This window comes from Streptomyces sp. NPDC006012 (assembly GCF_042871185.1).
GTDB lineage: Bacteria > Actinomycetota > Actinomycetes > Streptomycetales > Streptomycetaceae > Streptomyces.
In genome coordinates this window covers 1-18,470 of record NZ_JBIAIE010000052.1, presented here as the reverse complement: position 1 = coordinate 18,470, position 18,470 = coordinate 1, and the positions used below count along the sequence as shown (strand labels likewise).

The following is an 18,470-nucleotide window of genomic DNA, read 5'->3' as shown; positions in this document are numbered from 1 at the left end:
GCCTTTAAGTTTTTTTATTTCGGGGGGTGCTTGTCAAGGGGTGTTTGGGGATTACCGTCGGTTTGGTTTGGGCCCAGTAAATCCCGGCCCGGGGGGCCCCCCCGCCCCGGGGGGGGGCCGGGCGGGGGGGGGGCGGGCCACCGCCGTGTGCCGGCGCGCTGCGCCTACGCCGCGAGCGCGTGTCCGGGATGCAGGACGACCTTGGTGTAGCCCTCGATCCGCTGGTCGAACTTCTCGTACGCCTGCGGCGCCTGGTCCAGGGGCAGTTCGTGCGAGACCACGAAGCTGGGCTTGGCCCGCCCTGAGATGATCAGGTCGCGCAGCTGTCGGTTGTACTGCTTGACGTTGCACTGACCCGTGCCCATCTGCTGGCCCTTCTCGAACATCTTGCCGATGGAGACCAGCAGCTGGCCGTGCTTGGCGTGCTCGTCGGGCCCGCCCGGGTCGGAGGGCACGTACAGACCGGGAATGCCGAGCAGGCCGGTCGGCCGGACCGTCTCGACGAGCGTGTTGAGGACGACGGCAGGCTCCTCGTGGCTCGCGTCGTGCGACTGGGCCTGGTAACCGACCGCGTCCACGCCCTTGTCGGTGCCCTCGCCGTGCGTCTGCTCCTTGATCTGCTCCGTCGGATCGCCCTTGGTGAAGTCGACGGGAATGGCCCCGATCTCCGCCGCTTTGGCGAGCCGTTCGGGCACCCGGTCCACACAGAACACCTTCGACGCGCCGCGCAGCAGCGCGGAGTAGGCGGCCATCAGACCCACGGGACCGGCACCGAAGACCGCGACGCTCTCGCCGGGGGACACCTTGGCGAGTTCGCAGCCGTGATATCCGGTCGGGAAGATGTCGGCGAGCAGCACGAAGTCCGTCTCGAACTCGTCGCCCGGCGGCAGCTTCAGGCAGTTGAAGTCGGCGAACGGCACCCGCAGCAACTCGGCCTGGCCGCCCTCGTACGGGCCCATCGCCACATAGCCGTACGCCCCACCGGCGAAGCCCGGATTGACCGTCAGACAGAATCCGGTCTTCCCGGCGAGGCAGTTCTTGCAGAACCCGCACGCGACGTTGAACGGCATCACGACGCGGTCCCCGACGGACAGGGAGGTCACGCCGCTGCCGGTCTCCTCGATGATGCCGAGGTTCTCGTGCCCGAAGACGATGCCGGCCTCGGCCGCCGTGCGGCCCTCGTACATGTGCAGGTCGGATCCGCAGATCGCGGTCGACGTCACCCGTACCAGCACGTCGTTGGGGTGCTGGATGTGCGGGTCGTCGACTTCTCTCACAGTCACGCTGAAGGGCTTCTCGTAAACGACGGCTTTCACCTGTACCACCTCCGCGTCGAACGCCGGGCTCGGGCGGCGGACCGCCGCAGCCGCTCAGCCGCGCAATGCGACCCGGCCCGTCGGCTCGTTTCGCAGCCCCAGGCGTTCTGGCTTCGCCACTCGATACTTCCAGGGAACGCCCGTACGTCACCGCCTGCAACCCGCGTCCCGTCGGTCCCCACGCCGTCCCGCGCGTCACCGCGGCGCCGTCGCCGCGGCCACGAACATCGGCACCGTCAGGAAGACCCGGCCGGTCTCGGCCCGCCGCCGGCCGGCCGTCCAGCCGTCCGCCTGTGCGCGGGTGACCGCGCCCGCACCGCAGGCGGCCTCGGCCCGCCCGGTCGGCAGGGGCACCGCCTCCGGCCAGGTGAGCACGGTGGTGCGCACCCGGACCGTCATGTCGTCGAAGCCGGCGCCTAGGAGCAGAGCGCGCTGCCGGCGGGCCGCACGCGGCGCCGTGACCAGGTCTGCGCGGGCGTGCACGAGCACCCGGGTGAGGGCCGGATCGCCGGAGTCGACGACCACCGTGTCCGGTCCTGGCCCCGCAGCACGATCCGGCCGCCCGGCGCGAGGACCCGCCGGGCCTGTGCCAACGCCCGCTCCGGTTCGGCCAGTTCGTGGCACACCTTGTCGGCCCGGTAGCCGTCCCGGACTCCGTCCGCCGGGGGCAGGCGGCAGGCGTCCCCGACCCGGAAGTCCGCCCCGGGCCACCGCCCGCGCGCCACGGCGATCATCCGCTCGCTCGGATCCACCCCCATGGCCCGCACGCCCCGCCCGGCCGGCTCCGCCACGCCCCGCCCGCCGCCGCAGCCCACGTCCACGACCGCTCCGCCTGAGCCGACGCCGAACAAGTCGTAGGAGAGCGCGCGCAGTTCAGCGGCGCCGGGCAGGCGGTCGGCGGCGTCGAGCCGGGCGAGGAGAGCCTGCCCAGCAGACACCGGCCTGGGGATGCCCAGCCCTGGGATCTCCGGGGCCTCCACGACCTCAGATACATCCACGGCCACCGAGGCGTCCGGGACCTCCGGGAGCCGTACTCCCTGACCGGCGGCCTTCTCGACGGCAGACCGCCCGCCCCGGTACACCTGGACCCATGCGAACCCATGGCGCCGCGGACACGATCCGCGTCCTGATCATCGGCGGGGGCGTCGCGGGGACGGCGGCCGCGCTCGCCCTGCACAAGGCGGGGCACGACGTCACCGTGTACGAGGCGCACCCCGACACGGCCGAGGACATCGGGGCGTTCCTGACGCTCGCGAGCAACGGGATGCGCGCCCTGGCCCAGCTGGACGCGGCCCACGCCGTCACCGCCGTCGGCTTCCCGCTGCGCACGATGCGGATCCTCGACGACCGCGGTACCGAGACGGCACACGTCCCGCTCGGCGAGGCCGACGACGCGGTCCTGCGCTACCGGTGCCTGCGCCGCGGCGAGCTGAACGCCGCCCTGCAACGCGAAGCCGTCCGGCGCGGCATCGACCTGCGGCACGGCGCCCGGCTCGGCTCCGTCGCCGACCGCCCGGACGGAGTGACGGCGCACTTCCACGACGGCACCTCGGCCGGCGCAGACCTGCTCGTCGGCGCGGACGGCCTCAACTCGGCCGTCCGCCACGCCGTCGCCCCCGACGTGCTGCCCCGGTACGCGGGACAGCGCGTCTTCTACGGTTACAGCCCCGTCGCACCGGACGAGGGCACCGGCCACATCACCATGGTCCGGGGCACCGCCGCGGCCTTCGGCTACGCCGTCGCGCCCGCCGGCGACACATACTGGTTCGCCCGCGTCACCGGCGAGCCGCTGCCCGCCGACGCGGCCCGCGTCCCCTGGCGTGACCGGCTCGTCGCACTGCTGCGCCAGGACGCCACCCCGGCCGCGGACATCGTCGCGGCCGGGGCCGACGGCCCCATGGCCACCAACGCCACCGACCTGCCGCTCGGCACCCGATGGCGCTCCGGGCGGACCCTGCTCATCGGCGACGCCGCGCACGCCGCCTCGCCCGCGACCGGCCAGGGGGCCTCCATGGCGCTGGAGGACGCCGTCGTGCTCGCCAAGTCCCTGCGGGACACGCCCGGCATCGAGAGTGCGCTGTCGGTGTACGAGACGATCCGGCGTCCGCGCGCGGAGCACAACGTCACGGTCAGCGGACGGATCTCGCGTGGCACCCACGGCCCCTCGCGCACGCCGGGCGGACCCGGGACGCGCCCTGGTGAGGACGTACTGGTCCGGCAACTGGACTGGGACACCGACATCCGTACCACCCTGGGCGGCGCGGACTGAGGACCGGTGTCACTCGGGCGTCCGGCCGGGGCCGGGCGCGGGGCCGGTCCGGGCCGCCTGCGGCGTGGCCGGCTGGGGCATCGGTGGCTGCGGTACGGCCGGCCGCCGCACGGCGCGGCGACCGCCGAGCAGCAACCGCCGCGCCGGCCTTTCCACCTTCTCGTACAGGACCCAGGCCAGGCCGAGGGAGAGCGCGAACGCGACGGCGGTCACGGCCAGACCCGTCAGCACACCGAACCGCGGCGAGAGCCCGAGCACATTGGTGCCGGCCCGCAGCACCAGCAGATGCACCATGTAGAAGGCGAACGACAGTTCCCCCAGCCGCACCAGCCGGCGGTGCCGCCACAGCGAGGGCAGCCCCTGCAGGTCCGCGACCGCCGCCGCCGGGATGAGCAGGGCGAAGCCCACGATGGTGCAGGCGGTGGACGTGTAGCCGGGGTCGACCTGCGGCACGAGGAAGTAGCCGATGACCGCCAGGGCGAGGGACGCCTCCAGACCCGGACCGCGCCACCGGTCGAGGAGGACCAGCCGGGCGGCGGCGGCGCCGAGGACGAACTCCGGCAGCCGGGCAGCGGGATTCGCGCTGATCGGCTCCGCCGTCCAGTGGTGCGTCTCGGCCCAGGCCAGCACCAGGACGGCCAGCACCGCGGCCCCGGCCAGCGCCGCCGCCCCGCGGGCGCCGAGGCGCCGCAACACCAGGGCGAGCAGCGGGAAGGCCGCGTAGAAGAAGGCTTCGCAGGCGAGTGACCAGCTGACCGGGTTCAGCGTCTGCCACCAGGGGCGCGACCAGGAATGCACCAGCAGGGCGTTGGCCATCGCCTGGGACGGCTCCGGCTTCGTCTGGTGGGCAAGGGTGTACGCCATGAGCAGCGCGAGCGCCGCCGTGACCAGGTGCACCGGATAGATCCGGGCGATGCGCCGCCGCCAGAAGGCGACGGCGCGGTCCTTGGGCCGCGCGGACCAGGTCAGCACGAATCCGGACAGCACGAAGAAGAACGACACGCCGCTGGCCCCTGGTCCGAACGCCCAGGTCACGTAGCGGTCACCGGTGCCCCCGAAGTAGTGGAAGTTGCGTACGTGCAGTCCGAAGACCAGCAGCGCCGCCACCCAGCGCAGTCCGGTGAGGGACGGCAACGAGGGCGCGGACGCGACGGCCGGCGGTCTGGCGGCGGGGGAGGAGGCGGTGACGGGCGGCGTCCCGGTGGTGCGGGTCGTCCTGGTCGCCGTCGTCATCGGATCACCTTCCGGGGGGAGTGGGGGGAGGGCATGGAAGGGAGCGTTGCCAGTTCGCCACTTTTCATGCGGCTTGTTCAGGAAACATCGCACCCCTGCCCCCGTGGAGCGGTGGCGGCGCGTCTCGGCGGGCGGGGCAGGCCCCCCGGATGGCGGACCCTGCTGACGGGGAACGGCCCGCCGCGGGGGCGGGACACGAGGCGGTCGCGCCGGGACACGAGGTGGAACGTGACCGGCTCTGGCGCCCGGGTCCCCTTGTGTGAGCGGCGGTGCCACGGCCGGCCATGGCGGGATCTGTGGGATACGTGTCGATATCGCCCTGGCACCGGCCCGCTCCCGGCGGTGATCCTGGAATCAGCCGCGCGGCCCCCGGTCCGATTCCGACCAAGGAGACACACCATGAGCAGCGCAGATCTCGACGTGAAGGTCCCCGACACCGCCCTCGCCCGCGAGGCCACCCAGCTCGTCCGGGACACCGCCAGTGACCTCATCTACCACCACTCGCGTCGCGTGTACTACTGGGGCAGTCTCCAGGGACGCAACCGCGACCTGAGCTTCGATCCGGAACTCCTCTACCTCGGCGCGATGTTCCACGACGTCGGACTCGACAAGGAGTTCCACCACAGCGGACACCGCTTCGAGGTGGACAGCGCCGACGCGGCGAAGCGGTTCATGCAGGCACATGACCTGCCCGCGGACAGTGTGCGGCGGGTGTGGACCGCGATCGCCCTGCACACCACGCCCGGCATCCCGGAGTTCATGGAACCGGAGGTTGCCCTGGTCACCGCCGGCGTCGAATACGACGTCCTCGGCATCGGCTACGACGACGTGTCCGAGACCGACCGCGCCACGATCGTCGCCATGCACCCCCGCCCCGACTTCAAGCGGCGGATCCTCGCCGCCTTCACCGAGGGCATCCGGCCCAGGCCCGAGACCACCTTCGGCAACGTCAAGGCCGACGTCCTCGAACGCTACGTACCCGGATTCGAACGCGGCAACTTCGTGGACACCATCCTGGAATCGGCGTGGAAGGAGTGACATCCCGGCCCGCCTCCGGCCGCCGGGCCGTCGCGCCTGCGCCCGGCGTACCGCCTCGGTGTGCGCGGGAGCCTTCGTACTCGCCGCTGCCGGACTGCTCGACGGCCGGCGTGCCGCCACCCACTGGGAACTCGCCGCCGAGCTGACGGCGGCGTTCCCGCGGGTGGTGGTGGAGGCCGACCCGCTGTTCGCGTGCGACGCAGGAGTCGTGACCTCGGCAGGCGTCTCCGCGGGCGTCGATCTGGCGCTGTCCCTGGTCGAGGCGGACTACGGGGCCGGCCCGGCCCGCGACGTCGTCCGGCACCTGGTCGTCTTCACGGCCCGGCGGCCAGTCACAGTTCAGCGCACGCATGGTCGGCGACCACGCGGACAACACCGCGGTGCGCCGGGTGATGGACACGGTGGTGGCGGACCCGGCCGCCGCCCACGACCTGCCCGCCCTGGCCGGCCGGGCCGGTCTGCGCGTGAGCGGCCCCGGTCACGGCACACATGGCGCCGGGCTCCTCTGCGGAGCCCGGCTCCCCGGAACGTACCCCGGCGTCCTGGTCGGTGCGGGGTACGGCGGCCGGCACGCACGTCCGGCGCCCGCTCGGCCTCCCGGCCGGCGCCGCCGCACGGCGCTCGGCGGCCACCGCCCTCGGCTCACAGCATCCGGCGGCGGCGCCCCAGCCAGGTCTGGGCCACCACGACGACGGCCAGGAACGCACCGCTGACCACCTGCTGATAAGCGGAGTCGAGGGAGCCGATCTGATTGATGACGTTCTGGATCGCCTTCAGCAGCAGCACCCCGACCAGCGACCCGCTGACGAAGCCGAACCCGCCGGTGAGCAGCGTGCCGCCGATGACGACGGCCGAGATGGCCTCCAGTTCCATGCCCGAGCCGAGGATCGTCACGCCCGACACCAGCCAGGCCGCGTTCAGCGCCCCCGCGAGCCCGGCGCACAGGCCGGACATCGTGTAGACGGCGATCTTCGTGCGGGCCACGGGCGCCCCCATCAGGGCCGCGGCGTCCTCGTTGCCGCCCACCGCGTACACGTACTGCCCGAACCGGGTACGGCGCAGCACGACGGCACCCAGGACGAACAGCACCACCGTGATCCACACCGGTACCCCGATGCCGAGCAGCGAGCCCTGGCCGAGCGTCGCGAAGAAGGAGTCCTTGTCGACGAGATAGGTCCGCGAGCCCTCGTCGGTGACCGCGAGGAGGATGCCGCGGGCACCCAGCATGGCGGCGAGCGTCACGATGAACGGAGCGAGGCCGGACCGCGCGATCAGCAACCCGTTGACCAGGCCGATCAGCCCGCACCCCGCGAGCGGCAGCAGCAGCGCGACGGCCGTGCCGTACTGGGAGCCCCAGGCCGCCAGCACACCGCCGAGGGCGAACAGCGAACCGACCGACAGGTCGATCCCGCCGGTGACGATCACGAACGTCATGCCCAGCGCGACCACGGCGAGGAACGCCGAGGACAGCGCCATGTTCTCCAGGTTGTCGCCGGTCAGGAAGGTGTCGAAGCTCAGCGAGGCCACGACCATGGCGAGCAGCAGGGTGACGAGTGCGCCGTGCTGCTGGGCGAGGGCGCTGAGCCGCTCGGCCCGGCCGGGGCCGTCCGGCCCGCCGGCGTCGCGGTGAGCGGTGTCGGACGGCATGCCGGCCTCCGTGGTCCCGGTGGTCATCGCTTCCCCCGTTCCCGCGCCGCGTAGACGGCGGCGACGATCACCACGGCCTGTGCGATCTGCGTCCACGACGGCGGCAGGTCGTGCTTGACCAGCGTGGTGGTCAGCAGCTGGATCAGGACGGCACCGGCGACCGTGCCGCCGATGCGCACCCGGCCCCCGGACAGCGGCGTGCCCCCGACGACCACCGCGGTGATCGCCGACAGCTCCATCAGGGTGCCCAGCGAGGTGGGGTCGCTTGCCGACAGCCGCGCCGTGGCGAGCACGCCCGCGACCGCGGCCAGGGCGCCCGAGCAGACGTACACCACGATGAGTACCCGGCGGACCGGCAGACCGGCCAGCCGGGCCGCCGGCCGGCTGTCACCGATGGCGAGCAACTGCCGTCCGAACGTGCTGCGCCGTACCACGAAGGCCACCAGCAGAGCCAGGGCGGCGGCGATCAGCACGAGCCAGGGGACGCCCAGTACATCGCCGGAGCCGAGTGCCGCCATGCCCGGGTCGCGTACGTCCTTGAGCTGCGGGAGCAGCACCAGCGCCAGGCCGCGCGAGCCCACCATCAGGGCGAGCGTGGCCACGATCGGCTGCACGCCCACGAACGCGACCAGCGCCCCGTTTGCCAGCCCCACCAGGACGCCGCCCACGACCGCCATCAGGGCGGCGAGCCACGGACCGTAGCCGAGGTAGAGCGAGAGCAGCGAGGTGGCCAGCGCCATCACCGAGCCCACCGACAGGTCGACGCCCTCGGTGCCGATCGCCAGTGCCATGCCCAGCGCGACGATCAGCACCGGGGCCACCTGGACGGCCTGCGTACGGAAGTTCTCGGCGGAGGCGAAGTGAGCGGTGAAGACGAAGTTGAACAGCAACAGCACCAGTACGCCCGCGTAGACGCCGTACTCCTGTGCCAGCCGCAGGAGGCGGGGGCGGTCGAGCGAGCCGCGGGCGACGGCGAGTTCAGTCATGGGTGCCTCCGGCGGGTGCGGCGGCGACGGCCCGCAGCAGCGCGTCCCCGGTGACGGCGGCCCCGCTCAGCTCGTCCACCACCCGTCCGTCCTTGAGCACCACGACCCGGTCGCTGCCCTCGATCAGTTCCTCCGTGTCGGACGAGATCAGCAGCACGGCGAGGCCGCCCTCGGCGAGTTCGTCGATGAGCGCCTGCACCTCCGCCTTGGCGCCGACGTCGATCCCGCGGGTCGGCTCGTCGAGCAGCAGCACCTTCGGGTGCACGGCGAGCCAGCGGGCCAGGAGGACCTTCTGCTGGTTGCCGCCGGACAGCTCGCCCACCTTCTGGTGCGGGCCCGCCGCCTTGATGCGCAGCCGCCGGACGAAGGTGTCGACGACACGGTCGATGCGCGCGTCGTCCACCAGGCCGAACCGGGAGAGCGCGGGCAGCGCGGCGAGCGCGATGTTCTCCCGTACCGAAAGACCCGGGACGATCCCCTCGGCCTTGCGGTCCTCGGGCAGCAGACTGATGCCGGCCCGGATCGCGGCGGGCGGGGAACCGCCGCGCACCGGCGTGCCGCCGACCGAGACCCGGCCCGTGTCGGCCGGCAGCACCCCGGCGACCGCCCGCGCGGTCTCGCTGCGGCCCGAGCCGAGCAGCCCGCCGAGGCCGACGACCTCGCCGGGCCGGATCGACAGCGACACGTCGTGCAGTTGGTGCCGGACCGTCAGGCCCTCGGCCCGCAGCACCGGCTCGGCCCCGGCGTGATGGGATCCGGTGAACTTGGTCAGGCCCTCGCCGCGCACCTCGCCGACCTCCCGGCCCAGCATCAGCGAAACGAGCCGCAGCCGGTCGAGTCCGGCGAGCGGACCGGTGTGCACCACCCGGCCGTCGCGCAGCACGGTGACCGCGTCGCAGATCTCGTACAACTCGTCCATGCGGTGGCTCACATAGACCACGGCGACACCACGGTCGCGCAGCATGCGGATCACCTCGAACAGGGTGCGCACCTCGCGCGGTTCGAGGGACGAGGTGGGCTCGTCCATCACCACCATGCGCGCGTCCACGGCGACGGCCCGCGCCAGGGCCACCATCTGCTGGGCGCCGACGCCGAGTTCGCGCAGCGGACGGCGCACGTCCACCCGGATGCCCAGGGCACGCAGCGCCTCGTCCGCCTCCCGGCGCATGCGCCGGAAGTCGATCAGGCCGAACCTGCCGCGGGGTTCGCGGCCCAGGAAGAGATTGCGGGCCACGCTCATCAGCGGGACCAGGTTGACTTCCTGATAGATGGTGGAGATGCCCGCCTGCTGGGCTTCGAGCGGGGTGGTGAAGCGTACGGGGCCGCCGTCGTGGCGGATCTCGCCGGAGTCCGGCGGGTGGACGCCGGTGAGTACCTTGATCAGCGTCGACTTGCCGGCGCCGTTCTCCCCGACGAGGGCGTGCACCTGGCCGGCGTGGGCGGTGAAGTCCACGTCGGCCAGGGCCCGCACGCCGGGGAAGACCTTGGACACCCCGGTGACCGAGAGCACGTCAGTACGCCTTGCCGAGGTCGGATCCGGCGTTGGCCGACGTGTACGCGCTGTCCTCGATGACGATGTTCTGGGCGACGGCAGCGCCCTTGGTGAATGTGTCGAGGGTCTGGAAGGCGAGCGGCCCGAAGCGCGGATTCGACTCGATGACCCCGTCGATCCAGCCGTCCACGATGCCCTGCACGGCGTTGCGGGTGCCGTCGATCGTCACGATCTTCACGTCGCCCGGCTTCTTCCCGGCGCCCTTGAGGGCGTTGACCGCGCCCAGCCCCATCTCGTCGTTCTCGGCGTAGATGCCCTTGATCCCGGGCTTGGACTGGATCAGGTTCTCGGTGACCGACTGGCCCTTCTCGCGGGCGAACTCGCCGGTCTGCCGGAACACCACCTTCAGACCGGGCGCCTTCTCCTTGAGCCGGTCCTCGAAACCCCTGGTGCGTTCCGTCGTCACGTTGTTGCCGGCCGCACCCAGCAGGATGGCGATCTCGCCCGTGCCGCCGGTCGCCTCGATCATCCGGTCGGCGGCCCGCTTGCCCTGTTCCACGAAGTCGGAGCCGATGAAGCTCACGTAGTCCTTGCACGCGGCGGCGTTGATCTTGCGGTCGACGGTGACGATCGGGATGTGCTTGGCCGCGGCGGAGCGCAGCACGGGCTCCCAGCCGTCCGAGTTGAGCGGTGCGATCACCAGCAGGTCGGCGCCCTTGGCGATGAGGTCCTGGACGTCGCTGATCTGCTTGGCGAACTGGGACTGGGCATTGGAGGTCAGGAGCTTGATGCCGCGCTTTGCCGCCTCCGCCTTGATCGAGGCGGTCTCCGCGATCCGGAAGGGGTTGGCCTCCTTCTCGGACTGGGAGAAGCCGACGGTGGCGGACTTGAGGTCGCTCTTGTCGCCGCCGTACGCGTCGATGGTGCAGGTGGGCCCGGAGGCGCTGGGCGAGGCGACCACCTGGCCCGAGTCGGCCTGCCCGGTGGCGGTCTTGTCGGACGGGGCGGCGGAGTCCTCGGACTTGGTGCATGCGGAGATCAGGGCCAGGCCCGTGACGAGGCCGGTGGCGAGAAGGGTCCGTGCCGCAGCACGGGAACGGAGTGACGTGGGCTTCATGAGAGTCCCCAAACGGCGCGGCCCCGGCGCGGCGAGCGCTCACGGGGAGGTCGGCTCTTGCGGTCAACACAGGCGTGCACGTCGTTCAGGGGAGGTTTTTACATCGTTGGAATGGCTGTGTAAACCCTTCCGCCCGAAATCCCGGCCGGTCCGTCCGGGCCGCCGGTCAGCGTCGGCCCAGCGTGCTCTCCCGCTCCACCAGCCTGAATTCCGCGGTGAGTTCACGTCCGCCCGGGTCCTGCCGGCCGGAGAGACTGCGCAGCAGCGAGGCCACCGCGAGCCGGGCGATGGCCTGCTTGTCGGGCGAGACGGTGGTCAGCGAGACGGCTCCGAAGCGGCTCTCGGCGATGTCGTCGAAGCCGACCACGGCGACGTCCCAGGGCACCCTGAGCCCACGTTCGTGCAGGACCCGCATGGCACCGATCGCGATCAGGTCGTTGTAGGCGAAGACCGCGTCGGGCCGCACACCCGCGTCGAGCAGCTGCGCCATGGCCCGCGCGCCGTCGTCCCGGTCCCAGCCGCCCACCGGCACCACCAGGCCGTCCGGGGCCGGCGCCCCGGCCGCCGCCAGTTCGGCCCGCCAGCCGTCCAGGCGCAGATGGGCGGGGCGGTTGGCGGAGTCCGTGCGGGCGCCGAGAAAGGCGATCCGGGTCCGGCCGCGGCTGAGCAGATGGCGCACCGCGGTACGGGCCGCCGCCACGTTGTCGATCGCGATGTGGTCGAAGGGCAGGTCGTACTCCCGCTCGCCGAGCAGGACCAGCGGGACGTCGTCGGTCCGGCCGCGCAGGTCCTCCGCCTCCAGCCCCAGCGGGCTGAGGATCAGCCCGTCGATCACCCCGGCGCTGAACCCCTGGCTGACCAGCAGTTCCTGTTCGCGGTCGCCGCGCGTGTGGTCGAGCAGGACCGTGAACTCGTGCTCGGCGGCGGCGTCGATCACGGCACCCGCCAGTTCGGCGAAGTACGGATTGCCCAGTTCGGGGACGGCCAGCGCGATGATGCCGGTCCGGCCCTTGCGCAGATGGCGCGCGGTGAGGTTCGGACGGTAGCCCAGCTCGTCGATGGCCGCCTGCACCCTGGCCCGCATCGCCGGAGTGACGTGGGGATAGTTGTTCACGACGTTGGACACGGTCTTGATCGAGACGCCGGCGCGTTCGGCCACGTCCTTCAGGCTGACCCGCAAGGGATCTCCTCGGCATCGACGGGTGCTCCGGTACGGAGCTTTTGTCATGGACCTGGACAGCAGCTGAGAGCCGTGCTCTCATGCCAACTGCCTCTGCTTCCAACGTTGTACAGACTGAAGCACCGAGCCGCCACCCTTCCTCAGTCAAGGAGGATTCGTGCGCATCAGACCGATCAGAGACCGACTCGTCCTGCTCGTCGCCGCTGTGCTGGGGGCCGCGGGCCTGGCAGCCGCACCCGCCGCGACGGCCGCGGACGACCCCGTCGAGGTCCATGGCCTCAAGGGCGAGTACTACACCCAGTCCACGCCCGGCGCCTTCGATTTCGACGAACTCAGAGCGACCGGATTCGATCCGCAGCTGGACTTCGACTCCCTGGAGTCCCGGCTGAGTTCGGCGACCGGACGGTCGGACGACGTCAGCGTCCGCTGGACCGGCCGGATCGTGCCGGAGAAGACCGGCCCCACCACCTTCTCGATCACCGGCGACAACGGCTTCCGCCTCTGGGTCGGCGGCAACCTCGTCATCGACCACTGGGTCGACGACTGGGACCGCGAACAGACCTCGGCCCCCGTGGAGCTGACCGCCGGGCAGTCCTACGACGTCAAGGTCGAGTACTTCGAGCACTACGGAGGCTCCAACCTGCACGTCCGCTGGACCCCGCCGGACGGCACCAGGACGGCGATCCCGCAGTCGGCGTTCCGGCTGCCCGAGGGCTACGCCTACGACGGTGCCATCGGCACCACGGTCCTTGAGGACGGCAGGACCCTCCGTCTCGACTTCGCCCAGCCGCTCGCCGCGCCTGCGGCGACGGTCACCGACCACCTGGACGCCGTGATCGGCGGCGCCAGCTGGCCACTGGGCAAGGCCCGTCTCGACCCGGCCGACGACAAGTCGCTGCTGGTCGAGCTCAAGGAGCCCGTCGTCGGCAACAAGACCGGCACCGCGCGCGGCACCGCCGACGTCCGCTACGACGGCACGGGCGGGCTCACCGGTGCGGACGGAAACGTTGTCAGCTCGTTCTGGAACGGCGGCGCCAACCACTCCACCTACGAGCTGACCACCTCGTGGGGCGAGGACGTCACGCCGGCCAACGCCCACCGGGAGTACCCGAGGCCGCAGCTGACCCGCGGCGACTGGCAGAACCTCAACGGCACCTGGCAGTTCGCCGCCGCCCAGGCCGGCGAGCAGCCGCCGGTCGGCCGCGACCTCGCCGAGCGGATCCTCGTCCCCTACCCCGTCGAGTCCCAGCTCTCCGGGCTCGAACGGCACGAGGACCGGATGTGGTACCGGCGCACCTTCACCGTCCCGGCCGGCTGGAAGATCGGCTCCGGCAAGCACCTGCAGCTGAACTTCGGCGCGGTCGACTGGCGCACCGAGGTGTACGTCAACGGCACCGAGGTCACCCAGCACGAGGGCGGCTACGACAAGTTCAGCGCCGACATCACCGACGCCCTCAAGCCCGGCCGCACCCAGGAGCTGATCGTCGGGGTCTACGACCCGACGGACGCGGCGAACGGCGAGAACCCGCCGCTCGGCAAGCAGCGCCTCGACCCCAGCGGCATCTGGTACACCCCGACCTCCGGCATCTGGCAGACCGTCTGGCTTGAGCCCGTCGCCGCCGACCACGTCGACTCCCTCAAGCTCACCCCGGACGTCGACGCGGGCACCGTGACCGTCGAGCCGAAGGGCGTGCGGGACGGACTTCCGGTCACAGCCACGGCGTACGCCGGACAGCGGCCGGTGGCCACCGTCACCGGACGCAGCGGCTCCGCGCTCACCCTGAAGATCCGCGAGCCGCACCTGTGGTCGCCGGACGACCCGTATCTGTACGACCTCAAGGTGACCGTCGGCGCCGACCGCGTCGGCAGCTACTTCGGCATGCGGTCCATCGCGGTCGAGAACGTGGGCGGCACGCCGCGCACCGTCCTCAACGGCGAACCGGTGTTCATGATGGCCACCCTGGACCAGGGTTTCTGGCCGGACGGCCTGTACACCGCGCCGAGCGACGAGGCGCTCGCCTACGACCTGAAGATGCACAAGGCGATGGGCTTCAACGCGGTCCGCAAGCACATCAAGGTCGAGCCCGACCGCTGGTTCTACTGGGCCGACCGGCTGGGCCTGATGGTGTGGCAGGACATGCCGGCGATGACGGCGGGCAAGAACCCCGGCACGGCCTCCCGCGCCGAATACGAGCGCGAGATGAAGCAGATGATCGACGAGCACATCAGCAGTCCGTCGGTCGTCATGTGGGTCACCTTCAACGAGGGCTGGGGCCAGTACGACATGGCCCGCATCGCCGACCAGGCCAAGACATGGGACCCGACCCGGCTGGTCAACAGCATGTCGGGCCTCAACCTCGGCGCGGACGGCGGTACCGGCGACATCATGGACGAGCACGGCTACCCGAGCCCCGCACTGCCACCGCATCCGGACGGCAAACGGGCCCTGGTCAGCGGTGAGTACGGCGGCCTCGGCCTCGCCGTGCCCGGACACGCCTGGTCGGTGCAGCAGTCGTACGTCGACGTCGACCCGGCCACCTACACCGACGACTACCTCACCAAACTCGACGAGGTGCGCGCCTTGGCCTGCCGGGGCGGCAACGGCGCGGTGTACACCCAGATCTCGGACGTCGAGGGCGAGCTGAACGGGCTGCTCACCTACGACCGCAAGGTCGTCAAGCCCGATGTGCGGCGGCTGAAGGCGGCACAGGAGGCACTGATTCACGACGCGTCCCGGGCGACCCCCGCGGGCTGCGCCTGACATCCGGTCCGTCCGGCGCGCGCTCCCCCGCCCGCCGGGCGGACCGCTCCTCTTCCCGCTCTCCGGGGGCCTCGGCCCCCTCCCCGAGGAGTCTCAATGACCGAGTCAAGCCGCTTGCGCGACCGGATCGGAGGTGAAGATCCGGTTGTCGCGCAGGAGGGCCCACAGGACACTGACCCGGCGGCGGGCCAGCGCGATGACCGCCTGGACGTGTTTGCAGCCCTCAGCGCGCTTTGTGAGGTAGAAGTCCCGGTTGGGGCCGTCCTTGATGATGCTGGTCTGGGCGGACAGGTAGAACACCCGGCGCAGGCGGCGACTGTACCGTTTGGGCCGGTGCAGGTTGCCGGTGCGGCGACCGGAGTCGCGGGGGACGGGCACGAGCCCGGCTGCCGAGGCGAGGTGGCCGGCGTCGGCGTAGGCCGTCAGATCGCCTGCGGCCACGATGAGCTCGGCGCCGAGTATCGGGCCGATACCGGGCAGAGACTCGATGATCTCGGCCTGCGGGTGGGCGTGGGGTCTCGTCGACCACGGCCGCCCAGTGATGCCCCTTCCCGGCGTCAACACCACCGCATCATCGACCAGCACCGCAGTTCGCCGTCCCTGGTGATGTGGGTCGACCAGAACGAGGGCTGGGGCCAGTACGACCAGGCGCGCATCGCCGCCGAGGTCAAGGCGTACGACCCCGCCCGTCTCGTCGACAACATGAGTGGCGTCAACTGCTGCGGAGCCGTGGACGGGGGCAATGGCGACGTCATCGACCACCACGTCTACGTCGGTCCCGGTGGCACCACGCCGAACGCCGGCCGGGCAGCCGTGCTCGGCGAGTTCGGCGGCCTGGGCTACCGGGTGTCCGGCCACGAGTGGTATCCGGGCGGCGGGTTCAGCTACGAGGACCAGCCGGACCGGGCCCATCTCGATGACCGCCTCAGCGGCCTGATCGACGCCATCCGGCTCCAGCAACTGCCCGCCGGACTCTCGGCGTCCGTGTACACCGAGGTCACGGACGTGGAGAACGAAGTCAACGGCCTGATGACGTACGACCGTCAGGTGGTCAAGGTCGACGCGGCCCGGCTGCGCGCCGCCAACCAGGCGCTGATCGACGCCTCCCGCAACCCGCCGGGCCGGGTGACGCTGCCGACCGGAGGGTACAAGTCGCTGCGGGTCACGACCCCGGCTACACCGACCGGTATCTGCGCCCCCAGAACGGCGACGCGTACACCGAGGCGGTCGACGCGGGCAGCGCCGACCTGCTGAAGAACGACGCCACCTGGAAGATCGTGCGCGGCCTGGCCGACTCGTCCTGCTACTCCTTCGAGTCCCGCAACTACCCCGGCCACTATCTGCGGCACCGCGCCTTCCGGGTGCACAAGGACGCCGACGACGGCACCGCGCTGTTCCGGGCCGACGCGACCTGGTGCGCCGTGCCGGGCGACGGCGGGGTACGGCTGATGGCCGCCGGCTATCCCGGCCAGTACCTGCGGCACATCAACGCCGAGGTGTGGCTGGCCACTCCGGGTGGTGCGCACGCCTGGGACAGCCCGGCGTCCTTCACGGCCGACACCACCTGGGCCGTGGCGAACCCCTGGGCACCCTGACCGGAGCCCCGTGCCGGGGCGGGGCCGCGCGTCCCGTCCTGGCCCCGGCCGGCACCCGCGCTTTGTGCGGAACATGCAACGAGGTTTCCCGGCGCCAAGGGGATCCGCTTCTGCACGGACACCTGCTGTCCGGCGGGCACCCGCTGTGGTGCGAGCCACCTGCTTTCATGCCGCACACCCGCTCCCACGCGGCGTACTCGCTCCCACGCGGCGCGCACTCGCCCTCACACGGCACACCCGTTTCCGCGTGGCGCACCTGCTTCCGCGCGGATCAGGCTAGGCGAAGCGCCCCTCGATGACCCGCTTGGCCGCCTCGCTCTCGGCCGCGGCGGGGGAGAGTTCGCTGAGCGTGTCGAGGTCGGTGTCCTCGCGCAACTCCTGCTCCCAGGCGGCCGCGAGCTGTTCCTGTTCGTCGTGGGGCTGCTGCCGGACCCGCTCGCGGTCGCGGGGGCACAGGGCGGTCAGGAAACGCTCCAGGGTGTCGATGGGCATCCGGTTCTCCTTGATCACGAGGGTGTCGGCGCCCTGGCGGGCACCGTCCCAGGGTGATCGGTGCAGGCCCCCGTCACCGGGAGCTGCCGCCCGCCGGGACCCGAATGGAGCACCGGCCCGCCGCGGCCACCGCCCCATCGGCTCCGCACACGACGCGCCGTCCGGCAGGCACGGGTGATCCCGTCGTCGACCTGCTTGCGTGTTTCCGCGTCGTGTTTCTGTACCGGCGCCCTGCGCCCATGGGAAGGATCCGCACGCGAGCGTGTGCTGAGGAGCGCGTCGGGCAAGGCGAAGGCACTCATCGAGCGTCTCGTCGCGCAGCCGCTCCCGGCCGCGACATGTGTGGTGCGGCCGTACGGATGTGAGTGCGACGAACTGCGTGTCTGTCTGTGCGTTTCCGGGTACGGGGCGGTACCCGGGTGTGTGTCAGGCGCCGTCGTCCGGCGTGCCGCTCCCGGCCCCCTCGGGCTTGGCCGGTGCCGCTTCGATGAGCGAGTACAGCACCGAGCGCTGCTCCTTGTGACGCTGGATGCGGCCCTTGGCGACGAGCGCCTCCAGGGTGTTGCGCACGACCTGCGGTGTAGGGGTCCGCTCAGGGTGTTCCCGCATCAACTCGTCACGCAAGTCCTTGGCGAGCCGGGGCTGGTCGTGCGTGCGCAGCAGGTCGAGGAAGACATCTCCGAGCAGCGGCTTGCGTGCCGTCACCCGCGCGGAGGCTCGGGCGGCCTGCTTCTTTCCGGGCTCGGGACCCGCCACCGCACGCGCGGTACGGCGCCGGGGAACCGCCGGTGCCGCGGCGGCGGCCACCAGGGCGGGTTCGTCCTGCGCCTGCTGCGGCAGCGGCGTGGCGTCCGGCGGAACGCCGTCCGAGGGCGCCTCGAAACGCTCGGCGACGCCGAGGATGTTCTGCAGGAGGACCTCCTCCTGCTGCAACGTGGCGATCATCTCGGTGAGTTCCTGCTGCCGGCGCCGGTTCTCCTGCAGATCCGACGCGGCCTGCTCGGCGTAGCGGGACCGGATCGAGGCATCGGTCGATTGACTGGGCACAGCCGTTCCCTCCTTGGAGACGATGGATACTGGTGCGAATGGTACCGATCGACTGGCACGGTCTTGACAGGTGTGAGGCTGCCGAGGCGGAGACATCCGTACACGGCACTCGCCGAGCCGTACACGGCACTCGATCGAGCGACGGGCGGCATGCCGTTGGCATGTCGCCCGTCCGTGTGTATTCCGCCGAAGACGCCTCAGCCGGCTCTACCGTCTCGATCGGGTTGATCGAGCCATTCGTAGGGTTGGGTCGCCCAGGGGTGCTGGGTGTGGCTATCAGTCGGCTGCCGTCTCGTG

Annotated in this window: 15 protein-coding genes and 2 pseudogenes; 5 read left to right on the top strand and 12 right to left on the bottom strand. The window is 71.6% G+C overall.

Going from position 1 to position 18,470, the window contains the following annotated elements; all coding sequences use genetic code 11:
• Window positions 1–164: 164 nt before the first annotated feature.
• The 3 genes from ACFYPJ_RS38505 to ACFYPJ_RS38495 all read right to left on the bottom strand — a co-directional run bounded on the left by ACFYPJ_RS38505 (window position 165) and on the right by ACFYPJ_RS38495 (window position 2,254).
• Window positions 165–1,316: a glutathione-independent formaldehyde dehydrogenase gene (locus ACFYPJ_RS38505; protein WP_389026718.1), complete on the bottom strand. Its 1,152-nt coding sequence runs from the start codon at window positions 1,314–1,316 to the stop codon at window positions 165–167.
• Between the two features lie 195 nt (window positions 1,317–1,511).
• Window positions 1,512–1,715: a hypothetical protein gene (locus tag ACFYPJ_RS38500; protein ID WP_389026716.1), complete on the bottom strand. Its 204-nt coding sequence runs from the start codon at window positions 1,713–1,715 to the stop codon at window positions 1,512–1,514.
• Window positions 1,716–1,732: 17 nt separating this feature from the next.
• Window positions 1,733–2,254 (bottom strand): methyltransferase domain-containing protein, encoded by a 522-nt coding sequence (locus ACFYPJ_RS38495; protein WP_389026714.1) that lies wholly within the window; start codon window positions 2,252–2,254, stop codon window positions 1,733–1,735.
• Window positions 2,255–2,406: 152 nt separating this feature from the next.
• Between ACFYPJ_RS38495 and ACFYPJ_RS38490 the strand changes: the two genes are divergently transcribed.
• Complete coding sequence (locus tag ACFYPJ_RS38490) at window positions 2,407–3,585, top strand: FAD-dependent oxidoreductase (RefSeq protein ID WP_389026712.1); 1,179 nt, start codon at window positions 2,407–2,409, stop codon at window positions 3,583–3,585.
• A gap of 9 nt (window positions 3,586–3,594) precedes the next feature.
• Here the strand turns inward: ACFYPJ_RS38490 and ACFYPJ_RS38485 are convergent, their stop codons facing one another.
• Entirely contained in the window at window positions 3,595–4,818 is a 1,224-nt protein-coding gene (locus ACFYPJ_RS38485) for an acyltransferase family protein (RefSeq protein ID WP_389026710.1), read from the bottom strand.
• Window positions 4,819–5,217: 399 nt separating this feature from the next.
• Here ACFYPJ_RS38485 and ACFYPJ_RS38480 point away from each other — a divergent pair, with 399 nt between their 5' ends.
• Window positions 5,218–5,856, top strand: a complete 639-nt coding sequence (locus ACFYPJ_RS38480; protein ID WP_389026708.1) for an HD domain-containing protein — start codon at window positions 5,218–5,220, stop codon at window positions 5,854–5,856.
• A 58-nt stretch (window positions 5,857–5,914) separates the two neighbouring features.
• The gene (locus tag ACFYPJ_RS38475; RefSeq protein WP_389026706.1) at window positions 5,915–6,580 is read left to right on the top strand and encodes a DJ-1/PfpI family protein; all 666 of its coding nucleotides are present in this window, start codon (window positions 5,915–5,917) and stop codon (window positions 6,578–6,580) included.
• On the opposite strand, the gene ACFYPJ_RS38470 is transcribed toward ACFYPJ_RS38475, so the two are convergent.
• The 5 genes from ACFYPJ_RS38470 to ACFYPJ_RS38450 all read right to left on the bottom strand — a co-directional run bounded on the left by ACFYPJ_RS38470 (window position 6,499) and on the right by ACFYPJ_RS38450 (window position 12,278).
• On the bottom strand, window positions 6,499–7,503 hold the full coding sequence (locus ACFYPJ_RS38470) for an ABC transporter permease (RefSeq protein ID WP_389026720.1): 1,005 nt from the start codon (window positions 7,501–7,503) through the stop codon (window positions 6,499–6,501). The two genes, ACFYPJ_RS38475 and ACFYPJ_RS38470, sit on opposite strands and share 82 nt — an antisense overlap.
• Window positions 7,504–7,526: 23 nt before the next feature.
• Window positions 7,527–8,489, bottom strand: a complete 963-nt coding sequence (locus tag ACFYPJ_RS38465; protein WP_389026704.1) for an ABC transporter permease — start codon at window positions 8,487–8,489, stop codon at window positions 7,527–7,529.
• Window positions 8,482–9,999, bottom strand: coding sequence for a sugar ABC transporter ATP-binding protein (locus tag ACFYPJ_RS38460; RefSeq protein WP_389026702.1), 1,518 nt, complete (start codon window positions 9,997–9,999; stop codon window positions 8,482–8,484). The genes ACFYPJ_RS38465 and ACFYPJ_RS38460 overlap by 8 nt, the downstream gene beginning before the upstream one ends.
• A gap of 1 nt (window position 10,000) precedes the next feature.
• Window positions 10,001–11,098 (bottom strand): ABC transporter substrate-binding protein, encoded by a 1,098-nt coding sequence (locus ACFYPJ_RS38455; RefSeq protein ID WP_389026700.1) that lies wholly within the window; start codon window positions 11,096–11,098, stop codon window positions 10,001–10,003.
• 166 nt (window positions 11,099–11,264) lie between these two features.
• Window positions 11,265–12,278, bottom strand: a complete 1,014-nt coding sequence (locus ACFYPJ_RS38450) for a LacI family DNA-binding transcriptional regulator (RefSeq protein WP_389026698.1) — start codon at window positions 12,276–12,278, stop codon at window positions 11,265–11,267.
• Window positions 12,279–12,435: 157 nt separating this feature from the next.
• On the opposite strand from ACFYPJ_RS38450, the gene ACFYPJ_RS38445 reads away from it, so the two are divergent.
• The gene (locus tag ACFYPJ_RS38445) at window positions 12,436–15,039 is read left to right on the top strand and encodes a PA14 domain-containing protein (protein WP_389026696.1); all 2,604 of its coding nucleotides are present in this window, start codon (window positions 12,436–12,438) and stop codon (window positions 15,037–15,039) included.
• Between the two features lie 105 nt (window positions 15,040–15,144).
• Here the strand turns inward: ACFYPJ_RS38445 and ACFYPJ_RS38440 are convergent.
• Window positions 15,145–15,546: pseudogene (locus tag ACFYPJ_RS38440) on the bottom strand (transposase); the annotation flags it as partial.
• A gap of 51 nt (window positions 15,547–15,597) precedes the next feature.
• On the opposite strand from ACFYPJ_RS38440, the pseudogene ACFYPJ_RS38435 reads away from it, so the two are divergent.
• Window positions 15,598–16,634 (top strand): annotated as a pseudogene (locus tag ACFYPJ_RS38435) (AbfB domain-containing protein); the annotation flags it as partial.
• 276 nt (window positions 16,635–16,910) lie between these two features.
• Here the strand turns inward: ACFYPJ_RS38435 and ACFYPJ_RS38430 are convergent.
• Both ACFYPJ_RS38430 and ACFYPJ_RS38425 read right to left on the bottom strand, forming a co-directional pair.
• Window positions 16,911–17,126, bottom strand: a complete 216-nt coding sequence (locus ACFYPJ_RS38430) for a hypothetical protein (protein WP_389026694.1) — start codon at window positions 17,124–17,126, stop codon at window positions 16,911–16,913.
• Window positions 17,127–17,552: 426 nt separating this feature from the next.
• Window positions 17,553–18,173, bottom strand: coding sequence for a hypothetical protein (locus tag ACFYPJ_RS38425; RefSeq protein WP_389026693.1), 621 nt, complete (start codon window positions 18,171–18,173; stop codon window positions 17,553–17,555).
• Window positions 18,174–18,470 lie beyond the last annotated feature (297 nt).

Coding starts and splice junctions, on each gene's coding strand:
- ACFYPJ_RS38500 (WP_389026716.1), bottom strand. CDS start 1,715: ATGACGGTCCGGGTGCGCACCACCGTGCTCACCTGGCCGGAGGCGGTG.
- ACFYPJ_RS38490 (WP_389026712.1), top strand. CDS start 2,407: ATGCGAACCCATGGCGCCGCGGACACGATCCGCGTCCTGATCATCGGC.
- ACFYPJ_RS38485 (WP_389026710.1), bottom strand. CDS start 4,818: ATGACGACGGCGACCAGGACGACCCGCACCACCGGGACGCCGCCCGTC.
- ACFYPJ_RS38480 (WP_389026708.1), top strand. CDS start 5,218: ATGAGCAGCGCAGATCTCGACGTGAAGGTCCCCGACACCGCCCTCGCC.
- ACFYPJ_RS38470 (WP_389026720.1), bottom strand. CDS start 7,503: ATGCCGTCCGACACCGCTCACCGCGACGCCGGCGGGCCGGACGGCCCC.
- ACFYPJ_RS38465 (WP_389026704.1), bottom strand. CDS start 8,489: ATGACTGAACTCGCCGTCGCCCGCGGCTCGCTCGACCGCCCCCGCCTC.
- ACFYPJ_RS38455 (WP_389026700.1), bottom strand. CDS start 11,098: ATGAAGCCCACGTCACTCCGTTCCCGTGCTGCGGCACGGACCCTTCTC.
- ACFYPJ_RS38430 (WP_389026694.1), bottom strand. CDS start 17,126: ATGCCCATCGACACCCTGGAGCGTTTCCTGACCGCCCTGTGCCCCCGC.